Source organism: Silvimonas terrae (assembly GCF_014202765.1).
Classification (GTDB): Bacteria; Pseudomonadota; Gammaproteobacteria; order Burkholderiales; family Chitinibacteraceae; genus Silvimonas; species Silvimonas terrae.
Genome location: NZ_JACHHN010000004.1, coordinates 175,173 through 188,925 on the forward strand (window position 1 = coordinate 175,173; position 13,753 = coordinate 188,925).

The window sequence follows — 13,753 nt, forward strand, 5'->3', positions numbered from 1 at the left end:
GCTTAACGGCAGGGGGCGTTTTCTTGTAATGTGTGCAGAAATTGATACTGCAAGCGAAACCCATGCCGGACCATTCTGTACCCAGCCCCAATTTTTTCAGTGCTGGTTTTAACGAAATTCCCGTTCAGGACATGCGCAAAGAAAGCCGATACCTGGTGAACTGGCGCGTGGCGATCGTGTATTCCGAGACCGAAGAACGGCTATCGTTCCGGGGCCGGGCGTTTGATATTTCCAATAGCGGTTTCAGTTTGCACTCTGATTTCAGCTTGCCCGGCTCTGACCGGGTGACGGTGCTGATCAGTATTCCGGCCACCGCCGCCGGTATGCGCCCCAAGATCGTCGAAGTGAAAAGCCGCGTGGTCTACACCGTGTTGTCTGGCGATTTGTTCCGTACCGGTATCCAGTTTGTTGAATTCAAGGGCGACGGCAAAAACCTGCTCAAGCAAACCCTGGCCGGACGTGTTCCCGCGCCGGTAGCCATCAAGCCTGAATAAGTCCAGGCGGGGTTTCGCCCCGCCATGGCGTTCTGTGCGACAATCAGACCGATCTTTTCCGGCCCATTTTGACCATGCAAAACCAGCTTGTCCCCCGTGGCCGCTTCATCTCGGTAGAAGGTGTAGATGGTGCGGGCAAAAGCACCCAGCTTTCCTGGATAGACCGCTGGCTGACCAACGCCCGCATTGCGCACGTGGTTACCCGCGAACCCGGCGGCACGCCGCTGGGTGAAAAGCTGCGTACCTTGCTGCTGAACGAACCCATGCATCTGGAAACAGAGGCGCTGCTGATGTTTGCCTCGCGCCGCGAGCATCTGGCCGGGGTAATCGAACCCGCACTGGAACGCGGCGAATGGGTGCTGTGCGACCGTTTCAGCGATGCCACCTACGCCTATCAAGGCGGTGGCCGCGGCTTGGCGCGTGAGAAATTCGAAGCGCTGGAGCGCTGGGTACAGCTGAGCGGTGCCCGCATGATCCAGCCCGATCTGACTTTGCTGTTTGATGTCCCGCCGGAAATCAGCCAGTCCCGGATTGCCCAAAGCCGAGAGCTGGACCGGTTCGAGCGCGAAGCCGCCAGTTTTCATGAGCGCGTGCGCAACGCCTATCTGGAACGCGCCCATGCCGCGCCGGAGCGTTTCCGCATCATTAATGCGGCCCGCCCCATCGACGTCATCCAGCAAGAATTGCATGTGCTGCTCAGTGGCTGGATGCGTGAGTCACTGGCATGACGCAATACACGCTTTACCCCTGGCAAGAAGGCGCGTGGCAGCAGTTGATGCACGATCCGGCACGCCTGCCCCATGCGCTCTTGCTGACCGGTGAACCCGGCATTGGCAAGCGCCGTTTTGCCGAGCGCCTGGCCGCCTGGTACCTGTGCGAACACCCGGATAAACGCCTTGCCCCCTGTGGCGAGTGCGATGGCTGCCGCTGGCAGGCTGCCGGCAATCACCCGGATTTCCGCATTCTTGCGCCCAGTGACCCGGTGGATGAGGAACTGGAAGACACCACCAAGCCTAAGCGCAAGCAGCCCATTATTGGCGTAGAAGATATCCGCGACCTGACCGATTTTGTGAACCTCTCCTCCCATCGCAACGGGGCGAAGGTGACGCTGGTCTATCCGGCCGAAGCCATGAATACCGCCGCCGCCAATGCTTTTCTGAAAACGCTGGAAGAACCACCTGCGGGCGCCCAATTCATTCTGGTCACCCATCAGGCAAGGCGCTTGCTGCCGACCATTCGCAGCCGCTGCCGCGTGCTGGCCCTGACCACGCCGGACACCGCCGCCGCAACCACCTGGCTGGAAGAACAAGGCGTGCGTGATGCGGCCGTCCACCTGGCCCATGCCGGCGGCTCGCCACTGGCCGCGCAAGAAGACGCCCAGGCCGAATGGTTGCCACTGCGGGCCAGCGTGCTGGACCAGATCAGCGCACCGCAGCATCTGAATGTGCTGGGGCTGGCTGCCGAAATCGAAAAAGCGAAGATCGAGCCGGCCAGAGTGATCGAATGGCTGCAGAAATGGACCCACGATCTGATTACTTTGGGCATGTCCGGGCGGATTCGCTATTATCCAGATCGAACCGACGCACTGACCAAACTTGCGCCAAGAGCAAGCCGTATGCTGGTTTACGTCGACCGCTTGCAACAGGCACAACGCCTGGCGCACCATCCGCTCAATGCGCGGCTGGTTTTTGAATCGTTACTGTTCGACTACCTGGCCGCGTTGCGCGGCAAGCTGACAGGAAACCTGCCATGAACGAACCCGTACGCACCGGGACCACCCGCCCTGGTGTGCTATCGCTGAACATCAAGGAAAAGGCGGCGCTGTATGCGTCGTATATGCCTTTTGTGAAAGGCGGCGGCATTTTCATTCCGACCAACAAGCCGTACCGGCTGGGTGACGAGGTGTTCATGCTGTTGTCGCTGCTGGACGATCCGGCCAAGATTGCGGTCTCCGGGCACGTCATCTGGCTGACCCCGCCCGGCGCGCACAACAACCACCAGCAGGGCATTGGCGTGCGTTTTTCCGGCAACGAAGCCGGCGCACAAGCCCGCAAGAAGATCGAGGCTTTGCTGGGCGGTTACCTGCAATCTGCCCGCACCACCCATACCATGTAGGACGCTTACCCGTTCCAGGGTAGCAACTCATTGATTTACAATAAACAGGCCGCAAGTTTTGCGGCCTGTTTGTTTCTTGCCGCCAACCGCCTCGCTCGTACCGGATTGCCCATGTTTGTTGACTCGCACTGCCACCTGAACTTCCCTGACCTCGTCACCAACCTGGACGCGCATCTGGCCGCCATGGTCGATAACAAGGTCAGCCACGCGCTGGTGGTCGCAGTCAACCTGCCCGACCTGCCCGGTGTGCTTGCTCTGGCCCAATCCCAACCCAACCTGTTTGCCTCGGTCGGGGTCCACCCGGATTACGAAGATACGATCGAGCCCACGGTAGAAGGGCTGGTCGAACTGGCCCGGCAACCCAAAGTGATCGCCATTGGTGAAACAGGACTGGACTATTACCGGCTGGAAGGCGATCTGGAATGGCAGCGTGAGCGTTTTCGCACCCATATTCGGGCCTCTAAGAAAACCGGGCTGCCGTTGATCATTCATACCCGCTCTGCCTCAGCCGACACCATCCGCATCATGCAAGAAGAAGGCGCGGACGAGTTTGGCGGGGTGATGCATTGTTTTACCGAGAGCTGGGACGTCGCCAAGGCGGCGATTGATCTCAATTTCTACATTTCCTTCTCTGGCATTGTCACCTTCAAGAAGGCGGAAGAACTCAAGGAAGTGGCCAAGCGCGTGCCGATGGAGCGCATGCTGATCGAAACCGATTCGCCCTATCTGGCCCCGGTGCCGTTTCGCGGCAAGATGAACCAGCCGGCATGGGTCCGGCATGTGGCCGAACATATTGCCGAATTGCGCGGCGAGCCCTTGAGCCGTATCGCAGAAGCCACTACTGACAACTTCTTCCGCCTGTTTGCCCAGGCCCGGAGCGCGCAATGAGCGCCCCGGCTGAAGTGACGCTGCTGGGGGTCGGGTCTTCCGGCGGGTCCCCTGCGCTGGGCTGCAAGTGCGCGACGTGCACCTCAACCGACCCCAAAAACCGCCGCACCCGCGCCAGCGCCGTGATCAAGGCCGGCGGCCTGACCTTGCTGATCGATACTGGGCCAGACCTGCGCCAGCAAGTGCTGCGGGAAGGCCTGCTGCATATTGATGCCGTGCTGTACACCCATCCGCACGCTGATCATCTGCATGGGATTGATGATCTGCGCGCGTTCTGCTGGCTTAACCGGGCGGCCATTCCGGTCTTTGGCAACACCTTGATGGCAGAGCACATCAAGAGTCGTTTCAGCTATACCCTGTTCCCGCCCAGCGATTACTGGGACAAACCGGTGCTCACGCTGACCGAGATTGATGATCGGCCGTTCGAGTTCAAGGGTGTGACCATCACCCCCATTCCGCTCATGCACGGCAAGTGGCCGATTCTGGGTTACCGGGTGGGCAATGTGGCCTACCTGACCGATGTATCGCACATTCCGGAAGAGAGCTTTGCCCGGCTGGAAAATCTGGACGTCTTGTTTCTGGATTGTTTGCGCCCCATTCCGCACCCGACTCATTTTGGGGTCGATCAGGCCCTGGAGGCCGCCCAGCGCATCAAGGCGCGCCGTACCGTGCTGATCCACATGACGCACGAACTGGAATTCAACGCGCTGTCGGCCCGCCTGCCTGATGGCATCGAAGTGGGCTACGATGGCTTGCAGGTCACTGCGGAGCGCTAAGTCATGAGCCAGACCCCGGATCTGAACGTACTTGGGCATGCCCCTTGTGGCTTGCAGCATGGACCCGCTGACCGGTTTCACGCGGGATGGCTGCTGCCAGGATCACCCGCTGGATACCGGCAAGCACACCGTGTGTGTGGAAGTCACGGCCGAGTTTCTGGCGTTTTCCAGATCACGCGGCAATGATCTGTCAACGCCGCGGCCAGAATGGGGCTTTGGCGGGCTTAAGCCGGGCGACCGCTGGTGTCTGTGCGCCGCGCGCTGGATTGAGGCGCTAACGGCGGGTAACGCGCCCAAAGTCATCATGGCGGCCACCCATGAGTCCATCCTGGAACATGTGTCGCTGGAAACCCTGGTGAGCTTCTCGCTGGATTACTCCCGCCACTAACGCCCACGCTGCGCAAGCAGAGCCAAGCAGGCGTACCCCGCTGTGCCATGCAACCTGCATAATGGCTGCAAACACATCGCAGCAAGACCCAGGGGAACCCATGCGCTCAGGCAATATCCTCACGCTGGCCGGTTGGCGGCACGGCAGGCTCCACACCCAGCACGGCCGGATCAGCCAGATCGATGCCCGCCCCGATTCGCCAGACAGCAATACCGACGCCCTCATCCTGCCCGGTTTTGTGGATCTGCATGTGCATGGCGGCGATGGCGCCAACATCATGAACGGCGCGGCTGCGGCAGAGAGCATCTCCCGCATGCATGCGCGCCACGGCACGACGTCGCTGCTGGCCACCACCGTCAACGCCCCGCATGAACGGCTTTTGCCCCTCTTGCAACAACTGGCCGCCCCCATTGCCCAGCGCCCGCAAGATGGCGCGCGCTTTCTGGGCGTGCATCTGGAAGGCCCCTATGTGAACCCGGGCCGGCTGGGGGGCTTGCCCAATCATGCCCGCCCGGCGGTGATTGCCGAACTTGAACAATATATGGCGGCGGTTCCCGTGCGGATTGTGACGCTCTCCCCTGAGATCGCCGGCCACGATGCCATCATTGAGTGGCTGGCCGCGCGGGGCGTGCGCGTGCAAGTGGGCCATTCCATTGGCACGTATGAAGAAGGCGTCGCCGCGCTGGAACGCGGCGCGGCCGGTTTCACCCATCTGTACAACGCCATGTCGCCGCTGGGCCACCGTGCGCCAGGCATGGTCGGTGCCGCGCTGGCGCACGCCGAATACAGCGAGTTGATCCCGGACCTGATCCACGTCCACCCTGGTGCCATAAAAGTGGCACTGCGGGCGATTCCCAAGCTGTATTGCGTCACCGACGCCTCGCTCGCGACCGGCTTGCCAGACGGCGACTACGACAAAGACGAAGGGCGTGTGATTACCAAATGCATGGGCGGCGTCCGACTGGCAGACGGCACCCTGGCGGGTAGCGCCCTGACCATGGACCAGGCTTTGCGCAATCTGGTCAGCATTGGTCTGTCACTGGAAGACGCCTCGCACCGCTTGTCCCGCAACCCGGCTGACTACCTGGGCCTGGCCGACCGCGGGCGGATTGGTGTGGGTGCCTGGGCGGACTGGGTGGTCCTGGACAGGCAATTGAATGTGCAGCAGGTGGTGGTTGAGGGGGATGTGGTTTATACGGCGTGATGCGCGGCCGAGGCGGGAGGTGATTGCCGTTTGATTTTGGGGGCTGCGGTTGAAGTTGCTTTTGACGTACCTCCCCTTCGGCAGCGCCGAGCATCGTAGCGGGGCCCGGGGTTTCGGCGAGGGGTGTCTGAGCGTAGCGAGTTCCCGAGCCTGCCGGGCCACGCGAGAAGCACAGGGGATTCGCGAAGCGAACGCTGTCGTCGGGGTCGCCTTTCTTTTGGTTACTTTTCTTTGGCGAAGCAAAGAAAAGTAACGTGCTCCGGGCACCCCCGGTATATAAAACACCCGCGCCGGCAGGCGCTAACAACCCGGCAACAATATGAACCAGGCCAGCCACCCCGGATTCCCGCTACCGCTCGGGCTACGCAATGGTGCTAGCCCGCAAAGGCCACCTGCGGCGGCCAACTGGATTCCGGCCTCCGCCGAAATGACGACATGATCTGCAACTGCGGACTCAAACACGTCGCCCACCACTAAAAAGAAAAAAGCCCGCTTGTGCGGGCCTTTCACTTTCCGGCATCCAGCAGGTCCATCACTAACCACTCAGTCGAAGTGGTACCCGTAACGCACCAGCAGAAAATCCACACCAGGGTTCGGTTTATCCAGACCGGCGTTGGAGAAATGATGGAAGTTGATCCCCAGTTCCTGCTTGCCGCCATCAAAGCGGCAGCCCCCGCCAATACGGTCAGAAAACTGCGGATGCGAAGTCAGATCGTGATCATCAGCAATTTTGTGTTCTGTCAGATAGGCCACGCCGACACCAGCCTCTACAAACGGCGAACACCAGCTTTCGCTCTTGAACTGGTAACGGAACATGGGGACGATATCCACGTCATAGGCCGTGGTGTCCTGCACCCGCCAGGCACCGCCAGCGAATTCCCAGTAACCGGTTACATAGCCCACGCTGGTTTCCAGCCAGCGCACATTCCAGTCCCAACCCACCGACAGGCGCAGGGTGTTGGGCGTATTTTCGCCGTGGGGCCGCGTGGTCTCACCGACGGCGGCATTGAACGTGTCAAACGGTGCGGCCCCTGCATACGCAGCTGAGGCCAATAGAATAGTCAGCAGTGTCTTTTTCATGGCGCGGGTATATTACTCTGTAATGAATTTAATCAAACACAAAAACAGATTTCGATAAAACGGACAATCAGCGGGGCACAACATAGCACCCCGGCATCATACCCGCCGCAAGGTAATCTACTGACTAACATGTCAGATGCATGACCATTTTGTGGCGATCTCGCCCATTTAAAGATGCGTCGTAATGATGAATTCATCACCGGCCATTTGTCTTACAATCACGCCTATCCGGCATGAGCCGATGCCAACCCGCCGCGCCAGACGCGTGGCCTGAATGGAGCGCGTATGCAGTCCAGTGATTTGGTGCAGTGGTTTCGTCAAGCCGCCCCGTATATCCACGCCTTTCGCGGGCGTACTTTTGTGATTGCGCTGGGTGGTGAAGTTGTTCGTGACGGCCGCTTTTTTACGCTCACCCACGATATCAACCTGCTGACGAGCCTGGGCGTGCGTCTGGTGGTGGTGCACGGTGCGCGGCCCCAGATCGAAACCCGCATGGCTGAGCGCGGGCTGGACATGCACTACCACAAAGGGGTGCGCGTGACCGATGCCGAAACGCTGGAATGCGTCATCCAGGCGGTCGGCCAGGTACGGGTGGATATTGAATCCCTGTTGTCGATGGGTCTGGCCAATTCACCCATGGCCAACGCGCATATTCGCGTGTCCGCCGGCAATTTTGTCACCGCCCAACCCATGGGCGTGCGCGATGGGCTGGATCTCTTGTATACCGGCGAAGTACGCAAGGTCGATACCACGGCCGTCAATTACCGGCTGGAGGACGGCGAGATCGTCTTGCTGTCTACGCTGGGTTACTCACCGACCGGCGAAGTGTTCAACCTGACGCTGGAAGACGTCGCCACCAGCGCCGCCATTGCGCTGCGGGCGCACAAGCTGCTGTTCCTGTTCGGCCATGAAGGCGTGGTCGATGCCAGCGGCGAGCTGCAGACCGAAATGACCGCGCTGGAGGGTGAGCAATTCCTGGCCGCCAACCCGAACGTCAATGAAGATGTGCGGCTGTATCTGCCCTGCGCCATCAAGGCGGTGCGGCGTGGCGTGGCCCGGGCCCACCTGGTCAGCCACAACGAAGACGGCGCCATGCTGATGGAGCTATTCAGCCACGAAGGCGTCGGCACCATGATCTCGCGCGAAACGCTGGAAACCCTGCGCCAGGCGGTGATTGATGATGTCGGGGGTATGTTGCAGCTGATTGAGCCGCTGGAAGAACAAGGCGTGCTGGTCAAGCGCGGGCGGGAATTGCTGGAGCGGGAAATCAACCGCTATTCCGTGCTGGAGCACGATGGCAAGATCATCGGTTGCGTCGCGGTACACCCCTTCCCCGATAGCCAGATGGCAGAAATGGCATGTCTGGTGGTCCACCCGGATTACCGGGATGAAGACCGGGGCGCCGTGTTGTTGCGCCATGTGGAGCAACAAGCCCGCAGTCAGGGCCTGCGCTCACTGTTTGCGCTCACCACCCGCACCTCGCACTGGTTTGTGGAGCGTGGCTTTACCCATGGCACGGTCGACGAATTGCCCATGGAAAAAAAGAGCCTCTACAACTATCAGCGTCGGTCCAAGGTATTCATCAAGTCTCTGCTCTGACTCGCCCCGCCAACACCCCGCAGGCCCACTGTCATGCTCGCAGCGGGCCTGTGTTGTACCTCGCCAGTGACCGCATGACAGCGTTATAGTCGGACGGTCGTCTTTGCTGTTTATCCAGGAAATACCATGCGCTTTGACCTCTGGCTGGCCTTTGTCCTCACCACCCTGCTGATCTCTGCCACACCCGGCCCCAATATGTTGCTGATGCTTTCGCACGGCACACGTTACGGCTGGAAAGCCACCACTGCCACCATGGCCGGTGCGTGCGCGGGTCTGGCCATTCTGTTTACCGCGTCGGCTTTTGGACTGGCCGCGATCCTGGCCACATCCGCCACTTTGTTCCTGCTGCTGAAACTGGTGGGTGCAGCCTATCTGGTTTACCTGGGTATTCAGTGCTGGCGTGCCGGCGAAACGCTTGCCCTGCCCCGCGCCAACAGCAACAGCACGGCCAGCCGCTTCCGGCTGGGACTGACGGTCGCCTTATCCAACCCCAAGGCCATTTTGTTTGCGGGTGCGTTTCTGCCGCAGTTCATTGATCCGCACCTGCCACAGCAAGCGCAATGGGGCGTGCTGTTGCTCTCGTTCTTCGTGATTGAATCGAGCTGGCAGATTGCCTACGCCGCGGGTGGTGCGCGGCTGGCAGCGTGGCTGCAGCAACCCAAACGGGTACGCTGGTTCAACCGGGGTTGCGGAGGCGCGTTCTTTGCCGTGGGCGGTTTGCTGGCGCTGGCACGCCAGTAAGCGTATGCCAGGCCCAAACAAAAACCCCGCTGATGCGGGGTTTTTGTTTGCTTGCCACCAGGCTCAGAGATCGATTTCCAGCAACGTAGCCCGGCTCACAAATCAATTTCCAGATTATCAATCAAGCGCGTCTTGCCAAGGCGCGCTGCAATCAGCCAGACAATATGGTGATCGGTATGGGTCGCCGGCTTGAGCGTGTGGGCATTGCGCGCTTCCACGTAGTCAATCTGGCTCCAGCCGCGCGCGGTCAGATCGGCAATGGTTTCATTGGCGAGTTTCTCGTAATCCCGTTCGCCCGCCACGATGGCGTCCCGCATGCGGGTCAGGTGAAAGTATATCCGCGCGGCTTCCACGCGCTCCTCCGGGCTCAGATAACCATTACGTGAGGACAACGCCAGGCCACTCTCCGCCCGGCCGGTATCGACCGGGATGATACGCAGCGGCATGTTCAGCTCTTCGACCATGCTCTGGATCACGAACAACTGCTGGTAGTCCTTTTTGCCAAAACAGGCCACTGTCGGCTGAACAATGTTGAACAGCTTGGTCACCACCGTGGCGACGCCCTGGAAATGCCCAGGCCGGAACGCACCGCACAGTTCATCCTGAATGGCGGGCGGGTCCACCTTGTAGTGCTGCACCACGTGCGGATACAGCTCTTTTTCATCCGGCGCAAACACGATGGCATTGGGGGCAATTTCTTCGATCAGCGCAGCGTCAGAGGCCAGCGTGCGCGGGTAGCGGTCAAAGTCTTCGCCCTGACCAAACTGCAGGCGGTTCACAAACAGGCTCACCACCACGTGCGGTGTTTCTGCCAGCGCCGCACGGACTAGCGCCATATGGCCCTGATGCAGGTTACCCATGGTCGGCACAAACGCCACTTGATCCACGGTGGCGCGCCAGGCGCGCAATTCAGCGATGGTATGGATGATTTTCATGACAAACCTGAAAAAGGGTTAAACAGGGGGACGCTTATTCGTCCTGGGCGGCACCCAGATCACCACGTGCCACCGCCGCGATCAGTTGTTGTTCAATCTGCGGCCACAGCGTCGGGAACATGCCGGAGATTTTCGGGTGGTTCATGCGCGTGACCTGGTCGATGCGAATGCCATTCTCACGCCAGCTTTGGCCGGCGCTATTGAGGTTCTGCAAGACCGGCATCATGCGGTCAATGGCGCGGGCATAACGTGCCTCGGCGCTGGTGCCCGTGGTGAACTCGCGCCACAACGCATACATCTGTGCGCCGGTCTCTGCCGGCAAGAGGCCGAATATCCGCTGTGCCGCCGCTTCTTCCTTGGCCTCGGCGGCGGCGCGGCCGGCGGCATCGTACACATTGACGTCCCCGGCATCGATCTCGGGAATATCATGCACCAGCAGCAATTGGACGACGGCGCCGATCTCAACCGGTTCTGAGGCGTGCGGCAATACCGACATGGCCAGCAGACAAATCTGCCAGCTATGTTCGGCGGTGTTTTCATAGCGGGTTTGTCCCAGCGGACGGTTCTTGCGCAGCACGCCTTTGAGCTTTTCCAGTTCCAGCACAAACGCGGTGATGGCAGCAAAATCGGCGGTCGGTGTGCTCATCAGAAGGAATGCTCTTCCGCCGGGAACGTACTGCCCTTGACGGCCTTGACGTAGTTTTCCACCGCGCCCTGAATGCTGCTGGCGCCGGTCATGAAGTTCTTCACAAAGCGCGCTTTCTTGCCCGGATAAATGCCCAGCATGTCGTGCAGCACCAGGACCTGACCATCACAGTTCACGCCCGCACCAATCCCGATGGTGGGAATGGAGAGCAATCCGGTCACGGCGGTGGCGACGGCAGCCGGCACCATTTCCATCAAGACAAGGCTGGCCCCGGCGGCTTGCAGCGCCAGCGCGTCACGCTTGAGGGTTTCGGCCTCGGTATCGGTCTTGCCCTGTACTTTGTAGCCACCGTACAGGTTGACGGATTGCGGCTGCAGGCCAATGTGTACGCAAACCGGAATACCCCGGTTCACCAGAAAATCCACGGTCTCGACCATGACCATGCCGCCTTCCAGCTTGACCATTTCTGCGCCGGCCTGCATCAGGCGCACGGCGCTATCAAATGCCTGCTGTGGGCTGGCCTGATACGCGCCAAACGGCAGATCCGCCAGCACCATGGCGTCTTTGGTGCCTTTGGCGACGCAAGCGGTGTGGTAAATCATGTGATCCAGCGTCACCGGCAGCGTGGAGCTCTGGCCCTGAACGGTGTTGCCCAGCGAATCCCCAATCAGCAGGACATCGACACCGGCTTCATCCAGCAATGTGGCAAAGCTGGCTTCGTAACAGGTCAGCATGGCGATCTTCTGACCATCCTGCTTCATCTTGTTCAGGGTATTGACGGTGACTTTCATGGTTTTGACTTCCTGTCGAAAACGGCTAACCGGTGCAGAAAACATGGGCGCAGCGCCAGATTGGTGCAGCGCGCCAATCGCAGTTTAGCCCAACGGGTGCAGGGTCTGGCTCGCGACTTTCCCCAGGAAGGCCGTTGCAAGGCCAAGTCCGGGGATCACGACATCCGGGGCAATTTCGGCAAGTGGCACCAATACAAAGGCGCGCTCGTGCATGCGGGGGTGCGGAATGATCAGATGCGCGTCTTGCCGGGTGATGTTGTCATACAACAGTACATCCAGGTCCAGTGTGCGCGGCGCGTTGCGAAAGGTGCGCTGACGCCCCTGGAGCGATTCAATCTGCAACAAACCTTGCAAGAGTTCATCCGGGGTGAGGCTGGTGGCCAGTTCTGCCACGGCATTCACAAAATCAGGCTGGTCTGCGTACCCCACCGGGGCCGACGCATAAAAGCGCGAACAGGCCACCAGCGTTGTTTGGGGTAACTCACCCAGGGCACTCACGGCAGCCGCCAATTGCGCCGCCGGGTCATCCAGATTAGCGCCCAGCGCAATAAAGGCGCGGTGCAACGTGTTCATTACTCGGCGCCACCACTACTCTCGCCGCCCGGCTTGGCCGCACCACCCGCTTTACCCGTGGGCTTGCGGCGGCGGCGTTTGCGATCCGGCCCTTTTTGCGGACCGGTTACGCGGGCGATCATGGCAGAACGGGTATCGTCGTCACAGAACTGGAACTGCGTCCACCATTCCACCAGCTCTTTATCCACCAGCCCGCATTCACCGCGCAGGGCCAGAAAATCATAGGCGGCGCGGAAACGCTGTTGTTCAAACAGGCGGAACGGCCGGCTGCCCACGCGCTGTTCAAAGCGCGGTTGCAGCAACCAGATTTCTTTCATGGCTGCGCCATAACGGTTGGGGATAGCCAGCCGTTTTTCGACGTTGGTTTCCACTTCGTTCATGGCCGCCATCAGCGCCGGCACGGTGTGCTCACCCGCCGCCAGCTTCTTCTGCCAGGAGGCTTCCACCTCATGCCACAACAAAGCAGCAAACAGGAAGCCGGCAGAAACGGGCTTGTCTTCGGCCAGACGCTTGTCGGTATTGGCCAGCGCCTTTTGCAAGAACGCGGTGGTCTGCGGCGTCTTCAGCAGTTGATCAAGCACCGGGAACAGATACTTGTGCAGACCGTCGGCCTTGAGCGCCATCAGGCAATCCCAGGCACGACCAGACAGCAAGAGCTTCATCATCTCGTCAAACAAACGGGCGGACGGGATGTTCTGCAGCAGGCCGGCACACTCGGCAATCGGCTTGCGCGTGGGCGGGGCGATGTCCAGACCCAGCTTGGCAGAGAGGCGGATTGCCCGCAGCATGCGCACCGGGTCTTCCCGGTAGCGGATGCCCGGATCGCCAATCATCACCAGACGGCGGGCTTCCAGATCATCTACACCGTGATGGAAATCCAGGATTTCTTCGCGGGATGGGTCGTAGTAAAGCGCATTGACGGTGAAGTCGCGGCGCAATGCATCGTCTTCCAAAGAGCCGTAGACATTGTCGCGCAGGATGCGGCCAGACTCATCCGTGGGGGCTTCTCCTGCGCCACGGAAGGTGGTGACTTCAATGATTTCTTCGCCGCCGCGCTCGTAAAACGGCACATGCACAATGCGAAAGCGCCGGCCAATAATGCGGGAGCGATTAAATACGTGACGGACCTGCTCTGGCGTGGCGCTGGTCGCCACATCAAAGTCTTTGGGCGCTTTGCCCAGCATCAGGTCGCGCACTGCGCCGCCCACCACGTAGGCTTCATAGCCTGCTTCTTGCAGGCGGTCACACACTTTCAGCGCGCCAGAATGAATATCCTCGCGGCGCACGCCGTAGTGTTTGGCATGCAACACACGTTTGCCCGGGCGCCGTAGCACCTTGCCGATCAATTTGCGAATCATCGTTTGACCAAAGAAAACCGGCAGACTGCGTTCAGTTCATGGCTGATGCTGTCTTGCCGCAAGCGGCCCGTTTCGGGCCAGTCAAGCCGCTAACCAAACCACCCGAGCAAACACGGCACGCTCACATGCGGCCAGGGCGGTTTCGTTAGCGGCCCTGAAAAGGCG

Annotated in this window: 16 protein-coding genes; 10 read left to right on the forward strand and 6 right to left on the reverse strand. The window is 60.2% G+C overall.

The genetic code is table 11. The features are described 5' to 3' along the window. The first annotated feature begins 62 nt into the window (after positions 1–62). From HNQ50_RS10880 to nagA, 8 genes are all read left to right on the forward strand, one after another. Complete coding sequence (locus tag HNQ50_RS10880; protein ID WP_184100546.1) at positions 63–494, forward strand: PilZ domain-containing protein; 432 nt, start codon at positions 63–65, stop codon at positions 492–494. 74 nt (positions 495–568) lie between these two features. After that, complete coding sequence (gene tmk, locus HNQ50_RS10885) at positions 569–1,222, forward strand: dTMP kinase (RefSeq protein WP_184100548.1); 654 nt, start codon at positions 569–571, stop codon at positions 1,220–1,222. Continuing rightward, complete coding sequence (holB, locus tag HNQ50_RS10890) at positions 1,219–2,247, forward strand: DNA polymerase III subunit delta' (RefSeq protein WP_184100550.1); 1,029 nt, start codon at positions 1,219–1,221, stop codon at positions 2,245–2,247. Before tmk ends, holB begins: the two co-directional genes overlap by 4 nt. After that, positions 2,244–2,609, forward strand: a complete 366-nt coding sequence (locus HNQ50_RS10895) for a PilZ domain-containing protein (protein WP_184100560.1) — start codon at positions 2,244–2,246, stop codon at positions 2,607–2,609. The genes holB and HNQ50_RS10895 overlap by 4 nt, the downstream gene beginning before the upstream one ends. A gap of 111 nt (positions 2,610–2,720) precedes the next feature. Continuing rightward, positions 2,721–3,497 (forward strand): TatD family hydrolase, encoded by a 777-nt coding sequence (locus tag HNQ50_RS10900; protein WP_184100562.1) that lies wholly within the window; start codon positions 2,721–2,723, stop codon positions 3,495–3,497. Next, on the forward strand, positions 3,494–4,273 hold the full coding sequence (locus HNQ50_RS10905) for an MBL fold metallo-hydrolase (protein WP_184100563.1): 780 nt from the start codon (positions 3,494–3,496) through the stop codon (positions 4,271–4,273). Before HNQ50_RS10900 ends, HNQ50_RS10905 begins: the two co-directional genes overlap by 4 nt. 37 nt (positions 4,274–4,310) lie before the next feature. Continuing rightward, positions 4,311–4,661 carry a DUF2237 family protein gene (locus HNQ50_RS10910; protein ID WP_184100565.1) on the forward strand — a complete coding sequence of 117 codons (351 nt, stop codon included), beginning with the start codon at positions 4,311–4,313 and terminating at the stop codon, positions 4,659–4,661. Between the two features lie 100 nt (positions 4,662–4,761). Next, positions 4,762–5,865 (forward strand): N-acetylglucosamine-6-phosphate deacetylase, encoded by a 1,104-nt coding sequence (nagA, locus tag HNQ50_RS10915; protein ID WP_184100567.1) that lies wholly within the window; start codon positions 4,762–4,764, stop codon positions 5,863–5,865. 543 nt (positions 5,866–6,408) lie between these two features. Here nagA and HNQ50_RS10920 read toward each other — a convergent pair. Continuing rightward, on the reverse strand, positions 6,409–6,945 hold the full coding sequence (locus HNQ50_RS10920; protein ID WP_184100569.1) for an acyloxyacyl hydrolase: 537 nt from the start codon (positions 6,943–6,945) through the stop codon (positions 6,409–6,411). Positions 6,946–7,230: 285 nt separating this feature from the next. Between HNQ50_RS10920 and argA the strand changes: the two genes are divergently transcribed. Both argA and HNQ50_RS10930 read left to right on the forward strand, forming a co-directional pair. Next, on the forward strand, positions 7,231–8,544 hold the full coding sequence (gene argA / locus HNQ50_RS10925; RefSeq protein ID WP_184100571.1) for an amino-acid N-acetyltransferase: 1,314 nt from the start codon (positions 7,231–7,233) through the stop codon (positions 8,542–8,544). A 126-nt stretch (positions 8,545–8,670) separates the two neighbouring features. Continuing rightward, positions 8,671–9,285, forward strand: coding sequence for a LysE family translocator (locus HNQ50_RS10930; protein WP_184100573.1), 615 nt, complete (start codon positions 8,671–8,673; stop codon positions 9,283–9,285). Positions 9,286–9,380: 95 nt separating this feature from the next. Here the strand turns inward: HNQ50_RS10930 and panC are convergent, their stop codons facing one another. From panC to pcnB, 5 genes are all read right to left on the reverse strand, one after another. After that, positions 9,381–10,220 carry a pantoate--beta-alanine ligase gene (gene panC / locus HNQ50_RS10935; protein ID WP_184100575.1) on the reverse strand — a complete coding sequence of 280 codons (840 nt, stop codon included), beginning with the start codon at positions 10,218–10,220 and terminating at the stop codon, positions 9,381–9,383. A 34-nt stretch (positions 10,221–10,254) separates the two neighbouring features. Beyond that, positions 10,255–10,866, reverse strand: coding sequence for an HD domain-containing protein (locus HNQ50_RS10940; protein ID WP_184100577.1), 612 nt, complete (start codon positions 10,864–10,866; stop codon positions 10,255–10,257). Beyond that, positions 10,866–11,657, reverse strand: a complete 792-nt coding sequence (gene panB, locus HNQ50_RS10945) for a 3-methyl-2-oxobutanoate hydroxymethyltransferase (protein WP_184100579.1) — start codon at positions 11,655–11,657, stop codon at positions 10,866–10,868. The genes HNQ50_RS10940 and panB overlap by 1 nt, the downstream gene beginning before the upstream one ends. An 84-nt stretch (positions 11,658–11,741) precedes the next feature. Next, positions 11,742–12,230, reverse strand: a complete 489-nt coding sequence (gene folK / locus HNQ50_RS10950) for a 2-amino-4-hydroxy-6-hydroxymethyldihydropteridine diphosphokinase (RefSeq protein WP_184100581.1) — start codon at positions 12,228–12,230, stop codon at positions 11,742–11,744. Beyond that, a complete protein-coding gene (gene pcnB, locus HNQ50_RS10955; protein ID WP_184100583.1) occupies positions 12,230–13,588 on the reverse strand; it encodes a polynucleotide adenylyltransferase PcnB in 1,359 nt (452 codons plus the stop codon). The genes folK and pcnB overlap by 1 nt, the downstream gene beginning before the upstream one ends. Between the last annotated feature and the right edge of the window lie 165 nt (positions 13,589–13,753).

What these genes read in the sequence shown, in the direction of transcription:
- HNQ50_RS10940 (WP_184100577.1), bottom strand. Translation starts at nt 10,866, where the DNA reads ATGAGCACACCGACCGCCGATTTTGCTGCCATCACCGCGTTTGTGCTG.
- HNQ50_RS10920 (WP_184100569.1), bottom strand. Translation starts at nt 6,945, where the DNA reads ATGAAAAAGACACTGCTGACTATTCTATTGGCCTCAGCTGCGTATGCA.
- tmk (WP_184100548.1), top strand. Translation starts at nt 569, where the DNA reads ATGCAAAACCAGCTTGTCCCCCGTGGCCGCTTCATCTCGGTAGAAGGT.
- HNQ50_RS10880 (WP_184100546.1), top strand. Translation starts at nt 63, where the DNA reads ATGCCGGACCATTCTGTACCCAGCCCCAATTTTTTCAGTGCTGGTTTT.
- HNQ50_RS10905 (WP_184100563.1), top strand. Translation starts at nt 3,494, where the DNA reads ATGAGCGCCCCGGCTGAAGTGACGCTGCTGGGGGTCGGGTCTTCCGGC.
- panC (WP_184100575.1), bottom strand. Translation starts at nt 10,220, where the DNA reads ATGAAAATCATCCATACCATCGCTGAATTGCGCGCCTGGCGCGCCACC.
- nagA (WP_184100567.1), top strand. Translation starts at nt 4,762, where the DNA reads ATGCGCTCAGGCAATATCCTCACGCTGGCCGGTTGGCGGCACGGCAGG.
- folK (WP_184100581.1), bottom strand. Translation starts at nt 12,230, where the DNA reads ATGAACACGTTGCACCGCGCCTTTATTGCGCTGGGCGCTAATCTGGAT.
- holB (WP_184100550.1), top strand. Translation starts at nt 1,219, where the DNA reads ATGACGCAATACACGCTTTACCCCTGGCAAGAAGGCGCGTGGCAGCAG.
- argA (WP_184100571.1), top strand. Translation starts at nt 7,231, where the DNA reads ATGCAGTCCAGTGATTTGGTGCAGTGGTTTCGTCAAGCCGCCCCGTAT.
- panB (WP_184100579.1), bottom strand. Translation starts at nt 11,657, where the DNA reads ATGAAAGTCACCGTCAATACCCTGAACAAGATGAAGCAGGATGGTCAG.
- HNQ50_RS10895 (WP_184100560.1), top strand. Translation starts at nt 2,244, where the DNA reads ATGAACGAACCCGTACGCACCGGGACCACCCGCCCTGGTGTGCTATCG.
- HNQ50_RS10910 (WP_184100565.1), top strand. Translation starts at nt 4,311, where the DNA reads ATGCCCCTTGTGGCTTGCAGCATGGACCCGCTGACCGGTTTCACGCGG.
- HNQ50_RS10900 (WP_184100562.1), top strand. Translation starts at nt 2,721, where the DNA reads ATGTTTGTTGACTCGCACTGCCACCTGAACTTCCCTGACCTCGTCACC.
- HNQ50_RS10930 (WP_184100573.1), top strand. Translation starts at nt 8,671, where the DNA reads ATGCGCTTTGACCTCTGGCTGGCCTTTGTCCTCACCACCCTGCTGATC.
- pcnB (WP_184100583.1), bottom strand. Translation starts at nt 13,588, where the DNA reads ATGATTCGCAAATTGATCGGCAAGGTGCTACGGCGCCCGGGCAAACGT.